Raw genomic sequence first — 19591 nt, 5'->3', positions numbered from 1 at the left:
GGGTGGCGGAGGCGGAGGTGGTAGCGGCGGTGGCGGCGGCGGCCGCTGAGTTCACCTGACATGACCAAACACGACGCCGCCGGCGTGCCCCGGCGGCGTCGTCTTCTTTCGCTCGCGAGGGAATGAAAGCTTCTCTTCGCCGCTTCGTGTAGGCTCTGCACAACCGGATCTCTCGAGGATGCGCGCGTGACCTCCTCCATCAAGCGGCAGTGCGGCGACTGCACGCTGTGCTGCAAGGTGATGGCGATCGAGGCGCTGTCCAAGCCCGTGAACGTGTGGTGCGCGCATTGCCGGCCTGGCCGCGGCTGCTCGATCTACGCTGAACGACCAGCCGAATGCGAAAGCTTCAGCTGCCTCTGGCTCGTCAATGATCTCCTCGACGAGCAATGGAAACCAAGCAGATCAAAGCTCGTTCTGACAACGTCGGAAGACGGTCTCGAGGTCAGGTGCGACCCAGGCTTTCCCAACGCCTGGCGCAACCAGCCCTATGCCGCGAAAATCCGCGATTGGGCGGGCGCGGGCGAGACGAACGACATGACAGTAGTCGTGATCGTCGGCCGGCGCATGATTCTCGTCGCGCCGGATCGGGAGTTCGATCTGGGGATCGTCGGACCGGACGAACGGATCGTGCGAGAACTCGAAGGCACCAAGGTGGTTGGCGCGGCGGTGGCGAAGGAGACCGACCTTGGACGCACGTAACGGCGACAAGCCAGACGGGCATTGCCGGCACGCTCCTAAAGCGCGACGAGATTAGGATGAAGTCATCGCGCTTGGCCTCGACCAGAAAGGCAGCGAGATCGCTCAGAACATTCGGATGCGGGATCAAAATCGTCCCCCCTTCGGCCGCGAACTGGTCCACGAATCTGCCGCCGCAGCGCCGGCCCTTTTCGAATCCTAATCAATTCCGCAGACGCAGGCTCACCCTCCTCCGCGTAACCGTAAGCCCTGCCCTGATCATCGGCGGCATCTCGCCGCGAACGAGGTTGCTGGTACCGCGCCGCCAAGTGGTGGCGCGCGGCAGCTTGTTCTCGATCACGGACGCTGTCGTGGATGCGATCCTTGGCTCCAGCGTGTGAGTTGGTTGCGCGGCCGGCCCTCCGCCCCCCGGGACTGCAACCAACGAGACCGTGAGCCGTTTACTTCGCGCAATTCCTCGACCTACGGAGGTTTCTCATGGTCAAAAAGGCGCTTTTCGCGCTCGGCGTTGCTGCGATCCTTGCTCTCGCACCGGGCGCTGCTTCCGCACAGCGTGGCTTTCATGGCGGATTTGCAGGTGGAGGATGGCACGGTGGCGGCTGGGGCGGAGGGTGGCGTGGAGGCGGCTGGGGCTGGCGCGGACCGGCCGTGGGCCTTGGCGTCGGCTTAGGGCTCGCCAGTGCGGCGGCTTGGGGGCCCGGCTGGGGCTGGGGTGCTCCGGGTTGGGGCTATGCCGGGTGGGATGGGTGTACGAGATTGCGTCGGGTCTGGACTGGCTGGGGATGGCGCGTCGTCCCAGTAAACGTCTGTTGGTGAGATGCCGTTTTGTCGGCGGTGGCGCCAAAGGGCTCACTGCCGGTCTGGGTGTTTTCGAATATGCCGGTCTGTTCGGCGCCTAGACGCTGACGCACAGAGCGGCGTTGTGGATTGTGGGAGCGCGTTAATCTTTTCTTAACCATGCACGTCCAGCCTTGCCCTTGGTGGGGATCGTTCATCCTTTTGGGCGGGGGCTCGACGGAGGAAACGAAATGCACGGGCATGAGATGCAGCCCGAGGCCAACCTGCTTTCGGCTTTTGCGCTGATGATTTTCGGTGCCTTGGGTGTTGGCCTGCCGATGGCTCTGGTCATCATTTGGTTCTGTTCCTGAAAGAGAACCAACAACTTCGATATCGGCCTTCGATCGGCTTCGCGCATTTAGCGCATGCAGGGAGTTTCCTGCTTGCTCGGCGTTCGGCCGAATACACCGCCTGGGAGAAAGCCCCCGGAGAGGAACTTCTCCGGGGGCGTTTCGGATGTGTGAGGTTGGGTACGTCCGCCAGCCCTCGCCACGATCCTAGACTTGACTATGACCGCACTTGATCTTGCGCAGGATACGGCAGCGATGCGTCATTGTTGTGAAGCCCGCTTGGTTGTGAAGCCCGCTTGGCGAGAATCGGCGCCGACATGGCCCGCCGCCCCTCACGCCATCTGCCGGCCCCGAGAGGCTTTCATTTTTCGCTCGTCAGGTGTTTCAGCATCGCCTCGCAGGCCGCCATCGCCTGATCGAACGTCTTGAACGGCGAGCCGAAGACCCTGATCGCGCCACGGCTCTGGTCAACCGGCCGCCATGACGCGACATAGCCGGCGCTTCCGTGAAAACCGGTCCCGGTGGGACTTTCGAAACTGATCACGAACGAAAAGCCGTCGCTGCTCGCGCTCCATATTTCCATGTGTTCGACGGCACGGTGGAACTGCAGGGACATGGCAATCGCAGCCAATCAGCCCTCGTCTGCCGTTTCGCGCCGCGGCCGCAGTCCGGGCGAACTGACCCAGCGCTCGACGTTCAATCTGGCTTCCAATTCCAGCGCTTTCCAAAGCAAGTCGTCGCGTTTTTTGCCCAACGGCAGCTTTTCCGCAGCCACAAACAACTCCGCGATCTCGGGAGGCAAATCCTGTGTTTTCTCCACCATCACTCAACCTTGCCGGTATTGAGTGCTCATTTCAAAACACAACCCCCACGTGCGGCAAGTGTACTTTGTGCCATCAGCCCTTGGAACAGGGAAGTAATCGCGTCGTTCAACGTGTGGCGGATGGCCGGGAATCGAGATCGCATCCCCTATACATCCCATGCAGCTGTTTGCCTTCGAGGAAAACTGTGCGGGGAGTTAGACCTCCGCGACTATCGAGCCACTGTTGAATTGGCGAAGGATACATCGAATACAGCATCCGGGTCGCTCCACGATCTGTAAAGGTGCGCCCATTCCTGCCGAAGTCCCATGCAGCATGAAAGGCAAGTCTCGCTCTGGATGTTACGCAGATGTTATCCGGAGCGATGGTTGCAAGGACGATCGTGCAGGCGGAGGCGCACAGGCCGTCGATGACGACCGATTGACGCGAGGCGCGCAATTTCTCGTATCTTTCGATGTAGTAGCCAATCTGTCCGCCTCGATCATTCGTAATGCGAACCACGGCATGGCTCGTCCCCGTGCCAGTGAGTAAGAGCATTCCCGCGACGACCCCTGCCGGAAATCTCATGTTGCTCGCTCGACGAATGTGATGCCGATCCGCTGGCAAGATGACGGTGGGGCAGCTTGGGATGATTTCGGCTCTGAGAATGTTGACCTAGGTCAACGAACTTGCCGAACGGGGCCACTCCAATCCAGCCCCTAATGCAGGGGTGGGTTGGTTGGCAGAAGGCGTTACCCACCTCTCCTCCGTGCGCTAACCAAAGCGGTGGGTTACGCCTTTGGCTAACTACCCTACGGCGCCTCGCAGCACGCGACGAATGGACCCTTGTCGCGTCAGCAGTTCGATCCCAAATCGCTGCTGCACAACGCGGCACGGAGGACTCATGACCGACAAGGTATCACTTGCCGACAAGCTTGCGACATTCCACGAATTCTGGTCGCCGCGAACCGTCGCCACCTTCAACGATTGCGACGTTATGGTGGTGAAGGTGAAGGGAGAGTTCACCTGGCACAAGCACGATGACACCGATGATTTCTTTCTCGTCCTGAAGGGCAGCCTCGACATCGAATTGCGCGATCGCACGGTGACACTCGAGCCGGGTGAGCTCTACATCGTCCCCAAGGGCGTCGAACATCGGCCCGTGGCGCGCGACGAGGTTCATCTTCTGTTGATTGAGCCGACCGGCACGCCGAACACCGGTGACAAGGCGACCGCGGCTCCGCGCAAGCTCGCCTGAGGGGCAGATTGCTCTATCGAAGGCTAGTCCCGAAAGGTCGCCAGCTTGCTGAAACCGCCGACGAGCCTTGCTCTGGCTTGCGCGATATAGTCGCGCGCTGAACGGCTCAAGGCGCGGACAGCCCGCCAAGCCTCGGTTGCTTGCAGCCATGCCCTCACCTTGGCGAACTTTCCATACGCCCAGGCAAAAGTTGGAATCCTCATCAGCTTGTCACGCGTGAGATGGAACAGGCGCTCGACCAGCACGAGCTTGAGCAGCTCGCCGATGATGAAAGCCACAGCGCCGCTGACAACCTGCCCCGTCGCGGCGAGGTAGGCTGCGATGGGCTTGATCGGCTCCAGCATGATCACAGGCACGGAAAACAGGGCGAGCGAAGGATAAGGCGGCAGCGATCTGATCCAGGCCCGCAACCGCTTGAACTCCAGATGCCGCCCAAGCCAGCGTGATATGGGCCGCGCCACGGCCATGAAGGCCGCGTCCACCAGAAAGTAGACGATGGCCAGAATATAGGTGACGGGTTCCAGGATTCGCTTCACGGTCATTCTCCCGCGAAGTGAAAGCCGGAACTTGGGCCTAAGTTTCACCTCAGCGTGGATATCTCGCGAATTCCTGATGGAACTTTTTGGGCATCGAAGTTGACCGAGGCGATCGTTTCTTCCTTCTCCCCATGCAAGGCAGAAGAAAACAAGAGATCACCCCACCAATTCCGGCCATGGCACGATGGTCGACTTCACCGTCTTCATCGCCATCGCGTCCGCCACCGCCTGCGCGACGCCCTGTTCCGTGAACGGATAGATCGTCTGCATCTTCAGCCATGGATATTTGCCCGCCGTGCGATAGAGCATGTCGACGCCGAGCGGCAGATCGTTGCCGGTAAAGCCCCAGGAGCCCAGCACGTTGAGGTCCTTGGTGCAGATGCGATGCCAGGAGGTCTCGATCGATCCGGCGTCTGTGAACTGACCCATCTCGACATAGGTGCCGCCGTCTCGCAGCATCTCGACGCCCTCGGGACCGGCTGAGGGATGGCCCGAGCAGTCCATCACGAGATCGGCGCCGAAACCGCCGACGATGCCGCGCACGGCCTTGATGCGATCCTGCGGCGTCTTCAGCTCCTCGATGTTCACCGTCGCCTCCGCGCCGAACTCGCGCGCGAGTTTTAATCGTGGCTCTTCCGGCGCCCCGACGCAGATCACGCGCCCCGCACCCATCTCCCGCGCAGCCGCGACCGCCAGAATGCCGATCGGACCGGAGCCCTGGATCACGACCGTGTCGCCCCAGGTAAAGCCACCGGCGCGACTTGCGCGGTTGAAGGCGCGGATGCAGGACGTTAGCGGCTCGGATAGCGCGCCCAGCCGCAGCGACATGTCGTCGGGCAGCTTGTAGATCTTGGTGCCCGGCAGCATGTCGAGATCGACATAGACATACTCGGCCCAGCCGCCCCATAGATGCGGTGCCTTGTCGAAGCCGAGATAGCGGCCGTAATAGACCGGCGTCAGGCATTTGTTGGCCGTCGCCGGATAATGGATGCAGTAGTAGCAACGGCCGCAGGGCATCAACGGCGGGATCATCACCTTCGATCCGACGTGAAGCGGCTTGCTCATGAAATCTTCGGTGAACTCGTCGCCGCATTCGACGATGACGCCACCGAGCTCGTGTCCGAGCGTGAATGGCCAGGGCAACGGTTTTGGCCAATGCCCCCTGAGAATGTGCAGGTCGGTGCCGCAGACGCCGCAGGCGCCGACCTTGATCAGCGCCGCCTTCTTCCCAACCTTCGGCCACGGTACGGTGCGGATCACGGGTTCGGCGCCCGGCCCCGCATGGGTGCATACGCGGATTGACTCCATGGCTATTTCCTCACCGCCCGTCTTGTGTTGAATGTCGCAGGCTGCGGTAGAGCCTATGTGAGGTTCGGCCTCCTGCCAACCGCGGCCGTAACTGCTGCAGGGCCGCTCGACGAAGACGCCAGAACCTAACTCTCGCCACGCTCTTACCCAGGTCATCGATTGAACATTCACATCTCGACGAAACCGGCGGCTGCACCGAGCTCGTTCGCAGCGATGCAGTCGCGCCCCTATCGTGCGCAGTTCGTGGCCTACGTGCTGGCCATGATGGCAGACAATATCGAACACGTGATCAGCTATTGGGTGGTGTTCCAGAAATTCCACTCGCCCGCGCTGGCGGGCTTTGCGGTGCTGTCGCACTGGTTGCCGTTCCTGCTGTTTTCCGTCGCCGTCGGCAGCCTCGCCGACCGCTTTGATCCGCGCCGCATCATCCAGTGCGGCATGCTGCTGTTCATCGTTGCCTCGACCGGATGGGGCATCTTCTTCATCACCGATACGATCCAGATGTGGCACGCGATGCTGCTGCTGGTCATCCATGGATGCGCGGGCGTCCTGTGGCAAACGCCCAACCAGCTCCTGCTCTACGATCTCGTTGGACCTGCCGATCTGCCGAGCGCGGTGCGCCTGAATGCGATGGCGCGCTATCTCGGCATCCTGGTCGGACCTGCCGTGGGCGGCGTCATCATGCTGACGCTCGGCACCTCGCACGGCATCATCTTCAACACGTTGTTCTATCTGCCCATGCTGCTCTGGCTGTTCTGGGCGCCGGCGCGGGACACAAGCGTGGCCGCGCGACGCTTCGCCGTCCGCGGCTTGACCGACATCGTGCTCACGATCCGCTCCATCGGAACGCAGCCGGTGCTGACTGCGATGACGTGGCTGGCCGGGCTCACCTCCTTCATGATCGGCAACGCCTACCACGCGCAGATGCCAGGTTTTGCCGGCGATCTCGGCCATGGCGATCCCGGTGTGTCCTACAGTGTGCTTCTGGCGGCCGACGCCGCTGGCGCGCTGCTCGCCGGCATCGCGCTGGAATCGTGGGGTCGGCTCAAGGGCACGCCGCGGACCGCGATCACGCTGGCCATGCTGTGGAGCATCTCCCTGCTCGCCTTCGCGTCCGTGCGGATCTATCCGCTGGCGATCGTGCTGCTGTTTGCCGCAGGGTTCTTCGAGCTGTCGTTCAACACCATGGCGCAGGCACTGGTGCAATTGAATGCGCCGGCCGACATCCGCGGCCGCGTCGTGGGCCTGTTCAACATGGCAGGCCTGGGGATGCGGGCTTTTAGCGGCATCACCGTCGGCCTCGTCGGCGCGGCGATCGGCATTCACTGGTCACTCGCCCTGTCGGCCGCCGTCCTGCTGGCGCTGCTGCTCGTCCTTTATCGGTGCACGGCGCAAAAGGCATAGACCGCCTTGGCTCGAGGGGCATCCTGTCCGTTGACACGCCTCTCTCGCCGGCCCACGCTGACTGCAAAAGTCTCAAGGGGGTGAGACGTTGCGCAATCGCTGGGGCATTCTTGCGATCCTGTTCACGGTGCGCCTCACCATGGCGTTCCAGTTCCAGAGCGTGGCTGCGGTCGCCCCGCTGCTGGAACAGACCTTTGGCATCGGCCTTGCCGACATCGGCCTCCTGATCGGCCTCTACTTCACGCCGGGCATCGTGCTGGCGCTGCCGGGCGGTGCGATCGGCGCAAGGTTCGGCGACAAGAGCACCGGGCTCGCGGCCCTTGCCTTGATGATGACCGGCAGTTTCGCGATGGCGCTCGCGGGCGACTGGAGTTCGCAGATCGCAGGCCGGCTGATCGCCGGTGCCGGCGGCGTGCTGCTGAGCGTGCAGCTCACCAAGATGACCACGGACTGGTTTGCGGGCAAGGAGATCGCAACCGCCATGGGCATCGTCATCAATTCCTGGCCAACGGGAATCGCGCTCTCGCTCCTGACATTGCCGACGATCGGCACGGCGGGCGGCACCGGTGCGGTGTTCATGGCCGTCTGCGCCGTGATTGCCATCGGCATCGTGCTGATGCTGCTCTACCGGCCTCCGCCCGAGAGCGGGACGGCAGCGCCGACGTCGGCTCGTCTCGATCGGCCGACGATGACGGCGGTGATGATCGCCGGCGCAATCTGGGGCCTGTTCAATATCGGCTTTGCCATGATCCTGTCGTTTGGGCCGTCGCTGCTGGTCGAGCGCGGCTGGACCGTCGCAGCGGCAGGCTCCGTGATCAGCCTCGCTTTGTGGATCTCGGCCGTCTCCGTCCCGCTCGGAGGTTTTCTGGCCGACCGGACCGGGCGACCGCTCACTCTGCTCGTCGGCGGCAGCCTCGCCCTAGCGGTGCTGCTGGTGCTTTTGACGCGATCGGGTGCCGTGATCGCGACCGTCATCGCGATTGGTCTCGCCTCCGGCCAGCCGGCCGGCCCGATCATGAGCCTGCCGGCTCGCGTGCTCGCGCCGCGGACGCGCGCGATCGGGATGGGGCTCTTCCTCACCGTGTTCTATGTCGCCATGATGCTCGGACCGGCGGTCGCCGGACGGCTCGCCGGCTGGGCCGGAAGCGCGGCGGCGGCCCTCGATCTTGGCGCGGTCGCGTTGCTTGCCTGCCCGCCTCTATTATGGCTTTTCGAGCGCGTAGCCGCCCGACGCGCACGACCCGCCTGACCTATTCCGAACGTCCCGCCCGTTCCGCTAACGGCGCGTTAACCCTGTGCGCCTTAGGGTCGTTGGGACTCCGCCCGGGCGGGGGTCGGGTAGTGAAAATGGCGTTGGCGAACAAAAAATTTCTTCCTGCCGCCGAGGAACGTCGGCGTTTCCAGCGGGTGAAAGTACATCTGCTCGGCCGCTATATGCTGCCGGACCGCCGTGAATTCCCCTGCCAGGTGATCAACATGTCGCCGGGCGGCCTTGCTTTGCTCGCCCCCGGCATCGGCAATGTCGGCGACCGCGTGGTCGCCTATCTCGACCATATCGGCCGCGTCGAGGGCAAGATCACCCGGATCATCGACAACGGCTTCGCCATGACGGTCGGGGCAACGCCCCGCAAGCGCGACAAGCTCGCCGCCCAACTCACCTGGCTCGCCAACCGCGACATCCTCAATCTGCCGGAGGATCGCCGCCACGATCGTATCGTGCCGCGCAATCCGATCGCGGTGCTCACGCTCGAGGACGGCACCAAGATGACCTGCCGCATCATCGACCTGTCGCTGTCCGGCGCCGCCATTGCCGCAGAGAACCGGCCGCCGCTGAAATCGCAGGTCATGCTCGGCCGCGTCCAGGGCCGCGTGGTCAGAAATCTCGAGGACGGCTTTGCGCTGGAGTTCGTCCACGAGCAGCCGGTCGAGACTCTCGAAGAGAGCGTTACCGCGCGGTAAAGCGCAGCCGGCTGAAAAATCCGGCAATCGAGCCGAAAGGCGGCCTCCGCAACGCGGACGTCGCCTTTTTTCACACCTCGCGCGCATGCGGTTGCCGGTTAACGCGGTCGGCCGCGCGCGGCGAAAACGCTGAGTTCCCCGAGTCTCGGGCGTTAACGCCTACAATTTTACTCAATTGCAGTATTCTCAAATTTTAGGCGAATTCTACTCAAGTATAAATCGAATTCAGCGCTCGTTTTACTTGCATTCGTCTCGACTTGACTTGGCTCACTTAGCGGCAACGCAAAAGCTTCGTGGCAATTGTGGTCCAACAAGAAACGGGGGCCACGATGTTCGACTTCAGGGGACAGGGGAAAGGGCTGGCGGTTGCCGCCATGCTCTTCGGGATCAGCGCGACGGCGCAGGCCGGCGAAGGCCGCCTGCTCTACGCGAGCCTCGGCGACAACACGCGTGCGCCGATCGGCTGGGTCGAGTTCTGTGCCGACAATGCTGCCCAATGCCAGGGCGGTCCGTCTCAGCCGCGCGACATCGTGATGTCGCAGACGGCATGGCGCGATCTGCTGAAGGTCAATCGCTGGGTCAACGAGACCGTGAAGCCTTTGACCGACATGGAGCACTGGGGCGTGGTCGAGAAGTGGTCGTTGCCATCAGACGGCTACGGCGACTGCGAGGATTATGTGCTGTTGAAGCGCAAGATGCTGATCGATGCCGGATGGCCGCGCGAGGCCCTGCTGATCACGGTCGTGCGCGACAAGAAGGGTGAAGGACACGCGGTGCTGACGGTCAAGACCGACAAGGGCGAGTTCATTCTCGACAATCAGAATGAGAATGTCGTCGCCTGGACCGAGACCGGCTACCGCTTCGTCAAGCGTCAGTCGCAGAGCGATCCCAACGTCTGGGTCTCGCTCGGCGACACCAAGCCGGCGGTCTCCACCGCCAGCGCCAAGGACCAGTAGTTAGCAAAAGAGCGAGTTACGCGACCCGGTCACATCCCCACCCCTCCCCGTCCCAGACCGGTTCGCGCGCGCCCAGCCATCCCCCAATGGCTGGGCGCAATCTTTTTGGGGCGCTGAAATCGCACGCACCGGGAACCGAAACTTTTTTAACATAGATGAATTGCCAATGGGGGCTCGCGAGCAGTGAGGCGAGCCATGCAGTTCCTGTCGCCCGGTGACGTGTTCCTGATGTCAATGATCACCGGCCTCGTTTTCCTGCTCGAGGTCGGATTTTTCATTCTATTCGGCGTCATTTGACGCCAACGCGAAAACTGTTCCGAAGAACGGAACAGGCGACCTCCGAGATCGTTCAATTGCGGCTGGAGGATCTCCACCATGCGCGTAACCGATTGCGCGTCGCCCCGCAGTCCGACTGAGGTTTGCAGCCGCATCGTGAACGATCGCATCGCCCAATCGCTCGCGCAGTTGCGCATCTCGTTGGACCTCCTGAAGCACAAAGTGCATATCGCGCCCGAGCTTGAAGTGACATGAAAAATCCTTCGCCCGGAATGCGCAGGGCACTGCGCCAGGCTCAGCTCTACGGGCATCTGGTCGTCCGAAATGACAGGCTGTATCACCCCGGAGGCAACCATCCGATCTGCTCCATTCAGACCGCGCGGGAGATGGTCAGGTCCGGGTGGATGAGGAAGCGAGACGGCGAATACGAGATCACGCAAGACGGACAGCTCGCCGTCGAAAGCGAAAGCTTACATTGACGCTGGTACTCGGGCCTGGCCGCAGCTCCTACCGGAAGGTTGCGATCCGCGCCTCAGGCGCCAAGCACGTCGGAAAGCCGCGGCTCGTCAGCGGCCGGCTCTTTCAGAAACAGCTCGGCCTCGATCTCCGTAAGATGTGAGAGCATCAACTCGCGTGCCTGCGACTTGTCCTGCCTGCGGATCGCGGTAACGATCTCGGCGTGATGGCTGGTGCCGCAGGCGGGCGTGTCGTGGCGGCGATAGAGCAAGATGATCAGGGAGGAGCGCGCGATCAGCTCCTTGAGGAAGCCGGCATAGATGCTGTGACCGGACATCTCGGCGACCAGCCGGTGAAACTCGCCGGACAGCCGGATCGAGGCCCTGGCGTCGCCGCGGGTTTCCGCCGCATGCTCCTCGGCGAGATGTCGTTGCAGGCGCTCAAGCCAATCCGGCGACACCGCGTCGATGGCGTGATCGACGATCGACGGCTCGATCAGCCGCCGCGCCTCGAACACCTCGCGCGCATCGGCCGGCGTCGGCCGCGCAACGAAGGCGCCACGATTCTTCTCGATACTGACGATCCCCTCATGCGCGAGCTGGTGCAGCGCGGTGCGGACCAGGGTGCGGCTCGCGCCGTAGATCTCACCAATTTCGTCCTCGCCGAGCTTGGTGCCCGGCAGCAGCCGATGCTCGAGGATCGCGGTCGTCACACCCTCCCGGATACGGCTGACGCGGTCACTGCCGTTATCGGCTGCGAGCGATGCGTCAGACTTCGGTTGAGCTTTGGCGGCCATAGATTTTGGCTTGCTGATTGTGGGCTCGTTGATTTGGGGCTCGGTCGTCAAATCAGGCTCCAAAGGTTAGTCGACCAGCCGTATCCAATGACAGGCGAAACTTTATACAATCCCTGATCATTTTGTGTGCATAATCTCCCTAGCGGCCACCGCTGCGCCGCCCGGATTTGCGATCTCCGGGCTAATGATCTGACATTGCTACGCAGTTCCGAAAAAATGCCGCGGACTTCCGCTTGGCACGGGCCTTGCCGAGGGAAGCGGTAAATCGCCCTTTCCCTGGGAGCTCCATGGCCCTTCCCGCCGCCCTCGAACTGGTCTCGGTCACCAAGCGCTATGACACGACGCTGGCGGTCGACAGCGTCAACCTCAAGATCCCGGCCGGCACCTATTGCTGCCTGCTCGGCCCCTCCGGCTGCGGCAAGACCTCGACGCTGCGCATGATCGCGGGTCATGAGGCGGTCAGCGAGGGTGACATCATCCTCGGCCCCCACAACGTCACCGGCCTGCCGCCGGCCAAGCGCGGCACGGCGATGATGTTCCAGTCCTACGCGCTGTTTCCGCATCTGACGGTGCTCGACAACGTTGCGTTTGCGCTGAAGATGCGCGGCATCGATCGTGCGACGCGCCACAAGCGCGCCGGCGAGCTGCTCGAACTGGTGGCAATGACGCCCTATGCCGCGCGCCTGCCGGCGCAGCTCTCCGGCGGCCAGCAGCAGCGCGTGGCGCTGGCCCGCGCGCTGATCACCGAGCCGCAGATCCTGCTGCTCGACGAGCCGCTCTCCGCACTCGACCCGTTCCTGCGCGTCAGGATGCGCGGCGAGTTGAAGCGGCTCCAGCGCGAGCTCGGCATCAGCTTCATCCAGGTCACCCACGGCCAGGAGGAGGCGATGGCGCTCGCCGACCACATCGTGGTGATGAACGGCGGACGGATCGAGCAGCAGGGCAGCGCCCGCGACATCTTCCACCATCCGCGGACCGAGTTCGTCGCGCGCTTCATCGGCGGACACAACGTGCTCTCCGATGCCGGCCAGATGATCGCGGTGCGCGCCGATCAGCTCGGCATCAAGCCGATCGCGGACGGCGCTTTCGGCGCGCCGGCGCTTTTGACGGAAACCGAGTACCAGGGCTCCTACGTCGCCGTCTCGCTCACGCTCGACGACGGCACCGCCCTGTTCTCCCACGTTCCCGAGGCCACCTTCGACGCCCACCCCTTCCGTCCGGGTGATCGCGTGCTGGCCACCTGGGATCCCGCCAAGGCGCAGCGTCTGCAATAGCGCCATCCAGTCCAGAAAATGCGCAACACAGAGGAGTGACTGATATGACAGAGACGACGAGGAAGACTGGCGTCAGCCGCCGCACATTGTTGAAGGGGACCGCGGGCCTCGCAGGTTTCGCAGCCGGCTCCGGCGCCATCACCGGCTTCCCCTACGTGATGTCGGCCGAGCCGAAAGTGCTGCGCTATCTCGGCACCGCCGTGAACGAAGGCGATGACATCTCGAAGCAGTGCCTGAAGGACACTGGCATCAAGATCGAATACATCACCGCGACGACCGACGACGTCACCAAGCGCGTGATGACCCAGCCGAACTCCTTCGACGTGCTCGATACCGAATATTTCTCGCTGAAGAAGCTCGTGCCTTCCGGCAATATCCTTGCCCTCGACGCCAAGAAGATCAAGGAATTCGACAACATCACGCCCGTCTTCACCAAGGGCGAGACGCCCGGCGGCAAGAAGATCGGCAATCAGGGCACCGCGCCCTGGAAGGTGCTCTATCTCGAAGGCAAGGACTCCAAGACTTTCGCCAAGTCGGCGACCGAATTCGTGACGCTGATCCCCACCGTCTACAACGCCGACACGCTCGGCATCCGTCCCGATCTCATCAAGCGCCCGATCAACTCGTGGGCCGAGCTGCTCAATCCCGAGTTCAAGGGCAAGGCCTCGATCCTCAACATCCCCTCGATCGGCATCATGGATGCAGCGATGGTCGTGGAAGCCACCGGCAAGTACAAATATGCCGACAAGGGCAACATGACCAAGGAAGAGATCGATCTCACCATGAAGGTGATGACCGAAGCCAAGAAAGCTGGCCAGTTCCGCGCTTTCTGGAAGGACTTCAACGAGAGCGTCAACCTGATGGCCTCGGGCGAAACCGTCATCCAGTCGATGTGGTCACCGGCCGTCACCAAGGTCCGCTCGATGGGCATTGCCTGCACCTTCCAGCCGCTGAAGGAAGGCTACCGCTCCTGGGCCTCGGGCTTCTGCGTCTCCAAGGGCGTGTCGGGTGCGAAGCTCGACTGGGCCTACGAGTTCGTGAACTGGTTCCTGTCGGGCTACGCCGGCGCGTATCTCAACCGCCAGGGCTACTACTCAGCCGTGCTCTCGACCGCAAAGGCGCACATGGAGCCCTACGAGTGGGCCTACTGGATGGAAGGCAAGCCCGCCGAGAAGGACATCAAGGCGCCCGACGGCTCGCTGCTCGAGAAGGCCGGTGCGGTGCGCGACGGCGGCTCCTATGAGGACCGCATGGGCGGGGTCGCCTGCTGGAACGCGGTCATGGACGAGAACGACTACATGGTCCGCAAGTGGAACGAGTTCATCGCAGCGTGATGGATACGTCGGACGAACTCTTGCAACAGGCATCCCCGGACCTCGCCCGGGGATCGGGACAGGCGCGCCAGAAAGCGGCGCGTCTGTCACCCTCCTTCATCTCCTGGCTGCAGGCCGGGCCGATGATGCTCGTCTTTCTCGCCTTCTTCCTGATCCCGCTGGTGTTCGTCGTCATCGTCTCCTTCTGGGACTACAACGAATACCAATTGCTGCCGGCCTTCTCCGGCCGCGGTTACACCGACACGTTCGAAGGCTGCATCGCGCAGCTCCCCGATCTCTGCACGATCGGCAAGACCTATGTGAAGACTCTGAAGCTATGCTTCATGGTCTGGGCGATCACGCTGTTCGTCGGCTTCTGGGTCGCCTACTTCCTCGCCTTCCACATCAGATCCAAGACCTGGCAGATGGGCCTGTCGCTGCTCTGCACGATCCCGTTCTGGACCTCGAATGTGATCCGCATGATCGCCTGGATTCCGCTGCTGGGGCGCAACGGCCTCGTCAATTCCGGGCTGCTCAAGATCGGCGTGATCGACCAGCCGGTCGAATGGCTACTTTATTCCGAATTCTCCGTGGTGCTGGCGCTCGTGCACCTCTTCACCTTCTTCATGGTGGTGCCGATCTTCAACTCGATGGTGCGTATCGACAAGTCACTGATCGAGGCTGCCTATGACGCTGGCGCCACCGGGTTCCAGACCCTCGTCAACGTCATCATTCCCCTGGCAAAGCCCGGCATCGTAATCGGCTCGATCTTCGTCATCACCATCGTGATGGGCGACTTCATCACCATCGGCGTGATGGGCGGCCAACAGATTGCCGCCGCCGGCAAGATCATCGAGACCCGGCTCAACGCACTGCAATTCCCGGCTGCCGCGGCGAACGCCGTGATCCTGCTCGTCATCACCTTCCTGATCATCACCATGATGTCGCGCATCGTCGACATCAGGAAGGAGCTGTGATGCGAGAGGGACGCCCGCGCAGCTTCTACGTTCTTGCCGTGTTCTTCGCGGCCTACGTGCTGTTTCTCTATGGCCCGATGATCGCGATCTACATCCTGTCGTTCCAGGGGCCGCAGGGCGGCCTCACCTTCCCTATGAACGGGGTCTCGACCTACTGGCTGTCAAAGCTGTTCCAGGGCACCGGCATCGTCGATCTCGGCGCCGCCTTCCGCCGCTCGCTGCTGCTCGGGCTCGTCGTGATGGCGGTCACCGTCGTGCTGTCGGTCGCCGCCGGCATGGCCTTTCGCCGCAAGTTCAGGGCGCAGAGCATTTTGTTCTATTCGGCGATCGCGAGCCTCATTGTACCCTCCATCATCACCTCGCTCGGCATCTCCCTGGAATTCCGCATCATCGACGATCTCATCAAGGCGCACTGGAATGAGAATTTCGAGACCTCGATGGGCCTGCTCACCTCGGGGCTAGGCGCGCATCTGACCTGGACGCTGCCGTTCGGCCTGCTCATCATGTTCGCGATCTTCAACCGCTTCGACCCCAGACTCGAGGAAGCCGCGCGCGATCTCGGCGCAACGCCCTGGCAGACCTTCCGCCACATCGTGCTGCCGATCATCCTGCCCTCGGTGATCGGCATCGGGCTGTTCGGCTTCACGTTGTCCTGGGACGAGCTCGCCCGCTCCAGCCAGGCGATCGGATCGGTCAACACGCTGCCGCTGGACCTGCAGGGCCTCACCACCACGGTCACGAAGCCCGACATCTATGCGCTCGGCACCATCATCTCCGCGGTCTCCTTCGCCGTGATCACCCTCGCGCTCGGCACCATCCACATGCTGAACAAGCGGCAGGCCGCAAAGGGCTCGGATGCCGGCAAGGGACTGGTGTGACCTGATGCGTCTTCACATCGTCAATCCCAACACTACGGCCGCGATGACGGCAAAGATCGCCGCGGCAGCGCGTGCCGTCGCCTTGCCGGATACGGTGATCGACGCCCGCCAGCCCACGATGGGCCCGGTCTCGATCGAAGGCTTCTACGACGAAGCCTTCGCCGTGCCCGGCATGCTCGGCTGCATCCGCGATGCCGATCGCGATGGCGCGGGCGCCCACATCATCGCATGTTTCGACGACACCGGCCTCGATGCGGCGCGTGGGATCGCAAAGGCACCGGTCATCGGCATTGGAGAGGCCGCCTTTCACATGGCGAGCCTGATTGCGGCGCGCTTCTCGGTGGTAACGACGCTCGCCGTCTCCATCGTGCCGATCGAGCATAATCTGCGGAAATACGGCCTCGCCGAGCGCTGCGCCCGCGTCCGTGCCGCCGAAATTCCCGTGCTCGCGCTCGAGGAGCGCAATGCCGATGCGCTCGGCAACATTTCCAGCGAGATCACGGCCGCAATCCGCGAGGACCGAACGGAGGCCATCGTGCTCGGCTGTGCCGGCATGGCCGACCTCGCCGGCGAGCTCGCGGAGAAGCACGGCCTCCCCGTCGTCGACGGTGTCGCCGCCGCCGTCCCGCTGGCTGAGGCCCTGGTGCGACTCGGCCTGACGACGTCGCGGCTAGGACCCTATGCGGCGCCACGGCCGAAGACATATTCGGGGCCGTTGGGCGGTTTTCAGCCCTGAATCCCACGGTCCAAATGGCCATATTAGGCCGCAACGGCCCTTTTTCGGGCCTTAGCCTCTTTTTGGTCCCATTTCCTGCCGAAATGTAACGTTTTCGGGACGTCCCGGCGGCCGTTGCCGCTGGTTTTCGCCACTTCAGTTCATTTTTGGGCTTTGTCAGCGATGATCGATCTCGCACCGCGCGATGCGCGAACCAGCGCCTTCACCCGTCTCGGCAGCCAGCCGATCGCGCTCACGGCTGCGAGCCTGCTCCTGCTCATCACCGGCGTCACCTCAATCGCAATCTGGCGCGTCTATACCGGCACCGCCCCGGAGTCCGACCGGGTGGTCACCGCCCGGCTGCTGCAGGCCCGCACCGCGCAGGCCTCCGAGCAGCTCGTGGAGAAGACCAGAGGGCTGGAAGCCACCCAGCAGGAATCCATCGACCAGCTCCAGGTGGTTCAGGACCAGCTTCTGACTGTCAAACGGCTGCTCGCCTCGCAGCAGGCCGACACCAAGCGCCTGTCCGAGCAGGTCGCGACCCTGACCGAATCCATCGACGGGCTCAAACAGTCCTTCGCCAGCACGCAGGCCACGGAGACCGAGACGCCGTCGGTTACCCGCAAGAAACCGGCGCGCCGCCATGCCAGCATGCGCAGGCGGAGCAGGTCGCGAAGCTGATCCGGCCGGCGGCGATTCGTTCCCGCCCCACGCACCAAAATTTTTCGGCATGTGAACTGGATCACATACCCCCGTATGATTCCGCGTCATGCTCCCGGCTACCGGATGGCGTGAGCCAATTTCAATATCCGGGGCTGGCAAGGTCGTTGGCGGTATACTGCGTCAACGGCCTTGTTTTTTACGGCTGCTTTTCAACCACTTAAGGGATCGGCCGTCTCTGCCGGCTCAGCAGCCGCGGCAGATGCTCTTCACCGTCTTGTCGATCTGCTTGTTCTCGGCATCGACCGCCGAGTCGACTGACTTGTCTCGGTCTCCACCGGATTCCATGCCGACGGTCCCCCCGGAGGACTGCGCGGTGCCCAGGCTGTTCGTCCCCCGCGGCGGAGCAGCCTGCCCCGCCGCCCCGGCGCCGCCAGGACCGTTAGCGGACGTCGTCGGACTGGTCGTCACGGAGCCACTCCCCGTCGCGCCGGACGTCGCACTTCCGCCCGTGCCACCTCCACTGCCCTGTGCGAACGACGTCGTCGGCATCGCAAGGACCGCGAGAGCAAGCATCGCTGCCGAAACTGTTGCGGGCAATCTGATCATCGGAAACTCTCCCTTTCGAGCACCAACGATGGGCACACAGCCGCGTTCCGGAACAATTCCGTCACGCACGATTTGATGAGGGAGGCAGCGACGATCATGCGCAAGCTGATCGCATTCGACGAGGACACTTTCGGCAAACTCAAGCAGCTTGCGCGTGATCGCATGGAGACCCTTCAGGATCTGGCGGACGAGGCGTTCGCGGACCTGCTGGAAAAGCACGGCATACCGGCCGACCTGAAGGACGCGCTGCGCAAGAGCGCCAAGCTCGATCAGGCAAATGCCAAGCGAACCGCGCGTCCAAGATCCGGAAAGGCAAAGTAAAGTGATGATGGCTGATCGCGATCCCTTCGCCGAAGGCGAGCGCGCCGCGCGCGAGAACATCCCGCGCGAAGCCAATCCCTATCAGGACGGCAGCGACGAACACGCGCTGTGGGCCGCGGGCCACGAGAAGATCGCTGGATCCCGCGAAGCCCAAGAATCCGGAGGAGCTGAGTCCGAAGAGAGCTGACGAGCGACGTCAGCCGATCCGCTTCAAGCCCTTCTTGAAGCGCGGGCCGTTGGCGGCGTAAAACTTCGCCGCGCTGCCCATTCTCGCGACCTGTGCGTCGTCGAGCGTGCGGATTACGCGCGCCGGCGAGCCGATGATCAGGGATCGTTCGGGAAATTCCTTGCCTTCGGTGATGACGGAGCCGGCCCCGACGATGCTGTTACGGCCGATCTTCGCGCCGTTCATCACGATCGCGCCCATGCCGACGAGCGCGCCGTCCTCGACGGTGCAGCCGTGCAGGATCACGTTGTGACCGACTGTGCAGTTCTTGCCGATGACGAGGGGAAAACCGAGATCGGTGTGACAGGTCGAGCCGTCCTGCACGTTGGAGCCCTCGCCGACCTCGATCCACTCATTGTCGCCGCGCAGCACCGCGCCGAACCAGACGCTGGCGCCGGGCTTGAGGCGCACGCGTCCGATCACGGTCGCGGTGTCGGCGATGAAGTAGTTGCCGTCGGCGGGAAGGTCGGGCGCCTGCCCGTCAAGCTCGTAGATCGCCATGGAGGTCTCCTGTCAGGAAATCTTGGCATAGCGGAGCTGTGACGTTCAAGCAAAGGGCCCAAAGCGCGATGAAGCATCATCGCGCTTTAGGTTATTGTTTGAGCATGATCTTTTCGGAAAACCGCTTCACACTTTTCCGGATCATGCTCCAGAACGCCGCAAGGCGTGCGTTCAAGCCAGCACGCCGGCGGCGCGCAGCGTCATCAGGAAGAACGTGCCGCTCATCATGCTCCAGAAGCCCGCGATGATGGTTGCCATCATCACGAATTCCATGCGGCGGCTCTCCAGCCGCGCGCCGCGCAGCGTATTGCGCATGATGATGAAGGGCGCCGCGAACACCAGGAACGGCACGGCCGCAAATGTCTTCGGCGCCACACCCTCCTGCAACAGCCCGAAGCCGGCAGGCCGCTGCGAAAGAGCCTGGTATCCGTTCACGAGCGCGCCCGCGAGTGCGAACCCGATGCAGATGGAGAAAAAGGAATTCAAGGTCTCAGGAGTCATCGGAAGTTCCGCCCATACGCAACGCCGCTCCCTTCCTGTGACAA

Annotated in this window: 22 protein-coding genes; 14 read left to right on the top strand and 8 right to left on the bottom strand. The window is 62.9% G+C overall.

Annotated elements, in window-relative coordinates:
* The first annotated feature begins 186 nt into the window (after window positions 1–186).
* Window positions 187–699: a hypothetical protein gene (locus SO139_RS35920; protein ID WP_498541494.1), complete on the top strand. Its 513-nt coding sequence runs from the start codon at window positions 187–189 to the stop codon at window positions 697–699.
* A 1485-nt stretch (window positions 700–2184) separates the two neighbouring features.
* On the opposite strand, the gene SO139_RS35915 is transcribed toward SO139_RS35920, so the two are convergent.
* Both SO139_RS35915 and SO139_RS35910 read right to left on the bottom strand, forming a co-directional pair.
* On the bottom strand, window positions 2185–2439 hold the full coding sequence (locus tag SO139_RS35915) for a hypothetical protein (RefSeq protein ID WP_449384678.1): 255 nt from the start codon (window positions 2437–2439) through the stop codon (window positions 2185–2187).
* A 15-nt stretch (window positions 2440–2454) separates the two neighbouring features.
* Window positions 2455–2646 carry a hypothetical protein gene (locus tag SO139_RS35910; RefSeq protein ID WP_449384677.1) on the bottom strand — a complete coding sequence of 64 codons (192 nt, stop codon included), beginning with the start codon at window positions 2644–2646 and terminating at the stop codon, window positions 2455–2457.
* A gap of 881 nt (window positions 2647–3527) precedes the next feature.
* Between SO139_RS35910 and SO139_RS35905 the strand changes: the two genes are divergently transcribed.
* Complete coding sequence (locus tag SO139_RS35905) at window positions 3528–3881, top strand: cupin domain-containing protein (RefSeq protein WP_498541493.1); 354 nt, start codon at window positions 3528–3530, stop codon at window positions 3879–3881.
* 23 nt (window positions 3882–3904) lie between these two features.
* On the opposite strand, the gene SO139_RS35900 is transcribed toward SO139_RS35905, so the two are convergent.
* Together SO139_RS35900 and SO139_RS35895 are read right to left on the bottom strand one after the other, a co-directional pair.
* Window positions 3905–4417, bottom strand: a complete 513-nt coding sequence (locus SO139_RS35900) for a hypothetical protein (protein ID WP_474804695.1) — start codon at window positions 4415–4417, stop codon at window positions 3905–3907.
* A gap of 156 nt (window positions 4418–4573) precedes the next feature.
* Complete coding sequence (locus SO139_RS35895) at window positions 4574–5725, bottom strand: zinc-binding dehydrogenase (RefSeq protein WP_498541492.1); 1152 nt, start codon at window positions 5723–5725, stop codon at window positions 4574–4576.
* A gap of 159 nt (window positions 5726–5884) precedes the next feature.
* On the opposite strand from SO139_RS35895, the gene SO139_RS35890 reads away from it, so the two are divergent.
* The 4 genes from SO139_RS35890 (at window position 5885) to SO139_RS35875 (ending at window position 10044) form a co-directional block, all read left to right on the top strand.
* Window positions 5885–7129: an MFS transporter gene (locus tag SO139_RS35890; RefSeq protein WP_449383429.1), complete on the top strand. Its 1245-nt coding sequence runs from the start codon at window positions 5885–5887 to the stop codon at window positions 7127–7129.
* Between the two features lie 88 nt (window positions 7130–7217).
* Window positions 7218–8378, top strand: coding sequence for an MFS transporter (locus tag SO139_RS35885; protein WP_449383428.1), 1161 nt, complete (start codon window positions 7218–7220; stop codon window positions 8376–8378).
* Window positions 8379–8476: 98 nt separating this feature from the next.
* Window positions 8477–9088 (top strand): PilZ domain-containing protein, encoded by a 612-nt coding sequence (locus SO139_RS35880; RefSeq protein ID WP_449383427.1) that lies wholly within the window; start codon window positions 8477–8479, stop codon window positions 9086–9088.
* 329 nt (window positions 9089–9417) lie between these two features.
* Entirely contained in the window at window positions 9418–10044 is a 627-nt protein-coding gene (locus tag SO139_RS35875; RefSeq protein ID WP_449383426.1) for a transglutaminase-like cysteine peptidase, read from the top strand.
* An 808-nt stretch (window positions 10045–10852) separates the two neighbouring features.
* On the opposite strand, the gene SO139_RS35870 is transcribed toward SO139_RS35875, so the two are convergent.
* On the bottom strand, window positions 10853–11572 hold the full coding sequence (locus SO139_RS35870) for a GntR family transcriptional regulator (protein WP_498541491.1): 720 nt from the start codon (window positions 11570–11572) through the stop codon (window positions 10853–10855).
* Between the two features lie 287 nt (window positions 11573–11859).
* Between SO139_RS35870 and SO139_RS35865 the strand changes: the two genes are divergently transcribed.
* The 6 genes from SO139_RS35865 (at window position 11860) to SO139_RS35840 (ending at window position 17410) form a co-directional block, all read left to right on the top strand.
* Complete coding sequence (locus tag SO139_RS35865; protein ID WP_449383424.1) at window positions 11860–12846, top strand: ABC transporter ATP-binding protein; 987 nt, start codon at window positions 11860–11862, stop codon at window positions 12844–12846.
* A gap of 44 nt (window positions 12847–12890) precedes the next feature.
* Window positions 12891–14180 carry an ABC transporter substrate-binding protein gene (locus tag SO139_RS35860; protein ID WP_449383423.1) on the top strand — a complete coding sequence of 430 codons (1290 nt, stop codon included), beginning with the start codon at window positions 12891–12893 and terminating at the stop codon, window positions 14178–14180.
* Window positions 14180–15136, top strand: a complete 957-nt coding sequence (locus SO139_RS35855) for an ABC transporter permease (RefSeq protein WP_498541496.1) — start codon at window positions 14180–14182, stop codon at window positions 15134–15136. Before SO139_RS35860 ends, SO139_RS35855 begins: the two co-directional genes overlap by 1 nt.
* Entirely contained in the window at window positions 15136–16014 is an 879-nt protein-coding gene (locus SO139_RS35850; RefSeq protein ID WP_449383422.1) for an ABC transporter permease, read from the top strand. Before SO139_RS35855 ends, SO139_RS35850 begins: the two co-directional genes overlap by 1 nt.
* Before the next feature lie 4 nt (window positions 16015–16018).
* Entirely contained in the window at window positions 16019–16750 is a 732-nt protein-coding gene (locus SO139_RS35845) for an aspartate/glutamate racemase family protein (RefSeq protein ID WP_498541490.1), read from the top strand.
* Window positions 16751–16912: 162 nt separating this feature from the next.
* Window positions 16913–17410 (top strand): hypothetical protein, encoded by a 498-nt coding sequence (locus SO139_RS35840; RefSeq protein ID WP_449383420.1) that lies wholly within the window; start codon window positions 16913–16915, stop codon window positions 17408–17410.
* Between the two features lie 225 nt (window positions 17411–17635).
* On the opposite strand, the gene SO139_RS35835 is transcribed toward SO139_RS35840, so the two are convergent.
* On the bottom strand, window positions 17636–17998 hold the full coding sequence (locus tag SO139_RS35835; protein WP_498541489.1) for a hypothetical protein: 363 nt from the start codon (window positions 17996–17998) through the stop codon (window positions 17636–17638).
* A 96-nt stretch (window positions 17999–18094) separates the two neighbouring features.
* Here SO139_RS35835 and SO139_RS35830 point away from each other — a divergent pair, with 96 nt between their 5' ends.
* Together SO139_RS35830 and SO139_RS35825 are read left to right on the top strand one after the other, a co-directional pair.
* Entirely contained in the window at window positions 18095–18319 is a 225-nt protein-coding gene (locus tag SO139_RS35830) for a hypothetical protein (protein WP_498541488.1), read from the top strand.
* A 4-nt stretch (window positions 18320–18323) separates the two neighbouring features.
* Entirely contained in the window at window positions 18324–18506 is a 183-nt protein-coding gene (locus SO139_RS35825) for a hypothetical protein (RefSeq protein ID WP_498541495.1), read from the top strand.
* Between the two features lie 9 nt (window positions 18507–18515).
* Here SO139_RS35825 and SO139_RS35820 read toward each other — a convergent pair whose 3' ends face one another.
* Both SO139_RS35820 and SO139_RS35815 read right to left on the bottom strand, forming a co-directional pair.
* Window positions 18516–19046, bottom strand: a complete 531-nt coding sequence (locus tag SO139_RS35820) for a gamma carbonic anhydrase family protein (RefSeq protein ID WP_498541487.1) — start codon at window positions 19044–19046, stop codon at window positions 18516–18518.
* A gap of 171 nt (window positions 19047–19217) precedes the next feature.
* Window positions 19218–19547: a DUF6949 family protein gene (locus tag SO139_RS35815; protein ID WP_027526450.1), complete on the bottom strand. Its 330-nt coding sequence runs from the start codon at window positions 19545–19547 to the stop codon at window positions 19218–19220.
* Window positions 19548–19591 lie beyond the last annotated feature (44 nt).

The organism is Bradyrhizobium sp. UFLA05-89 (genome assembly GCF_059803475.1).
Note: the sequence above shows the minus strand (reverse complement) of the source record. Positions and strands in the feature narration are given on the sequence as shown.